The organism is Funiculus sociatus GB2-C1, from assembly GCF_039962115.1.
Taxonomy (GTDB): Bacteria; Cyanobacteriota; Cyanobacteriia; order Cyanobacteriales; family FACHB-T130; genus Funiculus; species Funiculus sociatus.
On record NZ_JAMPKJ010000132.1, the window covers coordinates 1 to 4,000 of the forward strand.

At 44.7% G+C, this 4,000-nt stretch carries 4 protein-coding genes; 1 reads left to right on the forward strand and 3 read right to left on the reverse strand.

Annotation, left to right across the window (positions count from 1 at the left end; genetic code table 11):
* Window positions 1-250: 250 nt before the first annotated feature.
* A complete protein-coding gene (locus NDI42_RS28670) occupies window positions 251-1,417 on the reverse strand; it encodes an FAD-dependent oxidoreductase (RefSeq protein WP_190452704.1) in 1,167 nt (388 codons plus the stop codon).
* A 165-nt stretch (window positions 1,418-1,582) separates the two neighbouring features.
* Here NDI42_RS28670 and NDI42_RS28675 point away from each other — a divergent pair, with 165 nt between their 5' ends.
* Window positions 1,583-2,230, forward strand: coding sequence for a class I SAM-dependent methyltransferase (locus tag NDI42_RS28675; RefSeq protein WP_199311048.1), 648 nt, complete (start codon window positions 1,583-1,585; stop codon window positions 2,228-2,230).
* Window position 2,231: 1 nt separating this feature from the next.
* On the opposite strand, the gene NDI42_RS28680 is transcribed toward NDI42_RS28675, so the two are convergent.
* Complete coding sequence (locus tag NDI42_RS28680; RefSeq protein WP_190452699.1) at window positions 2,232-3,620, reverse strand: AtzE family amidohydrolase; 1,389 nt, start codon at window positions 3,618-3,620, stop codon at window positions 2,232-2,234.
* Window positions 3,617-3,808: a DUF4089 domain-containing protein gene (locus NDI42_RS28685; protein ID WP_190452701.1), complete on the reverse strand. Its 192-nt coding sequence runs from the start codon at window positions 3,806-3,808 to the stop codon at window positions 3,617-3,619. Before NDI42_RS28685 ends, NDI42_RS28680 begins: the two co-directional genes overlap by 4 nt.
* Window positions 3,809-4,000 lie beyond the last annotated feature (192 nt).

Below are 4,000 nucleotides of genomic sequence, written 5' to 3' on the forward strand. Positions count from 1 at the left end.
GCAGGCTGCTATGGATGATACCTATATGCTAACGGTATTAGCAGCTGCACTACCCGATCCCATTGAAAACCTAGACCCTATCTGTAAATAGCGTTTGAGGTGCGCTTACCCTGGCTAATGGCGCGTGTATTGTCAGTGGCTTGCATAAATTTTGCCTTTTAAAGGTTTACTCAATAACCTTGGCTCACCCTAAGAGGCAATTCATCTACCAAAAAGAGTATCAGCAGTTACAAAGAAATGGTTATTTAAATCACAATCTTTGAGGAGATAGCTGGGCGATAATATGGTCATCTTGCCCAGTTGCCCAACTCGCAAAGCGTTTGGCTAAGGGTGGTACGAATACTAATGGGTTGGAGAATCCGGAGAAAATATAGATGCCTTCGACATTATTAATAGCGCCGATGAGAGGAAGGCGATCGCTACTAAATGCTACCAAGCAATGATGCCAATTTCCTGGTAATTTCTCTATCGCAGGTAATATTTTTCCCACAGCAGCGCGGAGGTTGGCTTCGCTTTCAACCCCATCAATTTTTGCGTTGGGATCGGTGAGAACTCGGCTAATTTGTCCGATGCGTAAGCTACCGTTTTTAAACGGTATGGCACCTGCATCTAAAATGGGTGGCATTAGTTCATTATTGGGCTGATCCCATAGATGATCCAGTTCAGGTGTACTGGCTTCGGCTTCTAGTTGAAATCGTGTTGTATCCGCTAGCATTACCAGTGTACGCAAATGTATATCAACTGGCTCAGTTTCGATTAGTTCGGCATGGGTAAAATATAGCCTGATGGGAATATTAGCTGCTTTTAGTAAGGCGCGGCTGAAACCACCGGCACAGATGATGGTGTTAGCTGCATGGTAGGTTTCGGTTGCTGTTTTGACTCCGAGAATTTTTTCGCCTTCTCTGTTGAGTTCTACCACGCGATCGCAAAGAACTTCGCCCCCAAAACGGCGAAAGGCTTTGATGTATCCGGAGGTGGTTTTTTCTGTTTCAATATGACCGTGACGGACGGTTAAAGCAGACGCGATCGCATCCTTGTTTAGTAGCGGTTCCATTTCGCAAGCTTCCTCAACACTGAGTAAGCGCGGTGGAATAGCAAAACGAGCGTATGCTGCTACTTGTTCCGAGTTATCATCAGCAGCAATTGTTAAAATTAAGTCTAATTCGCGAAACTCAGTATCGCTATCTAATTCCTCTGATAAATGGCGGTGAATTTCGATACCTTCAGCGCACAATTGCCGCGTTAAATCTGTTGTCCCAGACCAATATGCCAACCCACCATAACTATAGCGCGTGGCATTTTGCGATGCGGCGTTTTGCTCTATTAACAGAACCGAAAAGCCTTTTTTTGCCAGTTCGTAACTTAGCGTTGCACCCGTAATACCGCCGCCAACTACAATCCAATCGTATGTTTTCATCATCTTTATGTAGCAAAAATGCGCTCATACCTTCAGTCTGAGGGCGTTTATCAACTTTTGCAAGTGGTTTAATGATATTCACCCAGTAGATTTACCATATTAGATATATTTGGCTAAGTTCTCTGGTTTATAAAATAATAGATAATGTGATTGAAGGCAAATTCTATGGAATTACAAATGCAAGGTTGCCCCTGCTGTTGGAACAAACGTTTATTTGCCTGGTTACTATCTACAGGTAATGCAAGCTACGAGAAACTGGTTTGCGATCGCAAACGCAACCTATTCGGAAACTTGCACGGGGATGTTTTGGAAATTGGCCCTGGAACTGGTGCTAACTTCCCCTATTATCCCAAAGATATGCGTTGGATTGGCATCGAGCCAAATCCCTATATGCACCCGTATCTCCAGAAAGAAGCAGAAAAGGTGGGCTTAAATAACGTTGATGTCCGCACGATCAGCGCTGAACGTTTGGAAGCTGAAGATAACAGTGTAGATGCAGTTGTTAGTACGTTGGTTTTGTGTTCAGTACCCAATTTAAAGGCTACTTTACAAGAAATTTTGCGAGTTCTCAAACCCGGCGGACGCTTCTTATTTATTGAACACGTCGCCGCCCCTAAAGGTACTTGGTTGAGACGGGTACAGGAGGGAGTTCGCCCGGTGTGGAAATTTCTGGCTGATGGTTGCGAACCAGCCCGCGAAACTTGGATAGCGTTAGAAAATGCTGGTTTTGAACATCTTGATTATGAAAGGTTTGAACCTTCAATTCCCATCGTCACTCCTCACATTTCGGGGGTGGGGATAAAGAAATGTTAAACTACTGTGCAACTGGCGCTGATATAATTGATTGAGATTCTAACACTGCTGCTACTCGTAAAATTAGCGCTTCATTGTAAGGTGCGGCGATAATTTGTACTCCTAAAGGTAGCCTATCGGGATGATGAATTGGGACGGATAAAACGGGTAATCCGATAAAAGATAGAGGCTGAGTATATAGTCCCAAATTAGGACGAACTAAGACTTCTTCTTCGCCAATTGTCATCTTTTCTTGACCAATTTTAGGGGCAAAGCAAGGAGTTGTGGGGGCGAGAATTATATCTACTTCGTTGAAGATTTCTCGAACGCGATCGCGATACCATTGTCGAAACCTTTGCGCTTGAATGTACCACGTTGCCGGAATTAAGGCACCAGCTAGAAAGCGATCGCGTGTTGCTGGATCGAAATCAAAAGGACGCGATCGCAAGGAATCCATATGGAAATTAGCGCCTTCTGCTGCTGTAATTATAAAAGCTGCTGCCCTTGCGCGATGGGGTTCCGGTATCGTCACAAATGTGGTGACATCCAACGCACTGGCAATTGTGGCGACTGCTTCTAAAGCCTCTAGTTCTGCACCTTTGGCAAAATAACCTTCAGCAACAGCAATTCGTAAACCTTCAACACCTTGATTTAATTGCGGTAAGCACAATTGAGGGGGACGCTTTGTACAAACGCGATCGCTCTCATCCGCTCCTTGAAGGATATCAAAAACTGCGGCAATGTCGCGCACAGAACGCGCAAAAGGGCCGATATGATCGAAGCTACTGGAAAATAATACTGCACCTGAGCGCGACAATCGCCCATAAGTAGGCTTAAAGCCAAAAATACCGCACAATGAGGCAGGGACGCGAATTGAACCGTTAGTATCGCTTCCCAACGTCAGGGGAACTAACCCAGCAGCAACCGCCGCCGCCGAACCTCCAGAGGAACCGCCAGCAACACGGGTTGTATCGTGGGGGTTGCGGGTAGCACCATAATGACTATTTTCGGTGACAAAGCCATAGGCGTATTCGTCCATATTTAACGCCCCGACTAGCACCGCACCAGCTTGTTTTAGTTTAGCAACGGCTGTGGCATCTTTGGTTGCTGGAGGATTTTCAGCGTTAATTTTTGAACCCGCTAGAGTAGTCAACCCAGCGATATCAAAGAGATTTTTTACGGCGAATGGTACACCTGCGAGAATACCTGGATCTTTGCCTAATGCGATCGCTTCATCAATTTTTGAAGCGTCTGCCATTGCTGTATCAGCAGTTACAGTAGTAAAACAATTAAACGTCTGATTTTGTTCAGCAATTCTTGCCAATGTAGCAGCAATGACAGATTTTGCAGAAACTTCTTGTCCCCGCACTACCTCAGCAATTTGAGTGGCATCAGGATATGCTTTGCTCATGGCTCAAATACAGGTGCCGCTTCAATTGTATCCGGTAAGGGAAATTCTGTGACAATTTGCGCGATCGCAGCAATTCTCTGAAAGTTTTCCCCCACGCCCGGAAGGTATTCTGGTTTTATTGGCAAATCTATTAACTTTGCCATTTGTTCTACATATTCAGTTTGAGATTGTTCTGGTGTTGTACCCATAGAAAAAAGTCATTAATTTATTACATCAACAATTGTATTCCCTTGCTGCCTAATCCTATCAGGCGAACAAATTAGCAATATTAGACCTCTTGCAAAAGTCCCAGATGCGTGGGACAAGTAGGTTAGAGTTGGGTAGCATTTATGACCTACGAACAAGTAAAGAGCCTGAAGTCAGAAGACTTTAAACGCTTG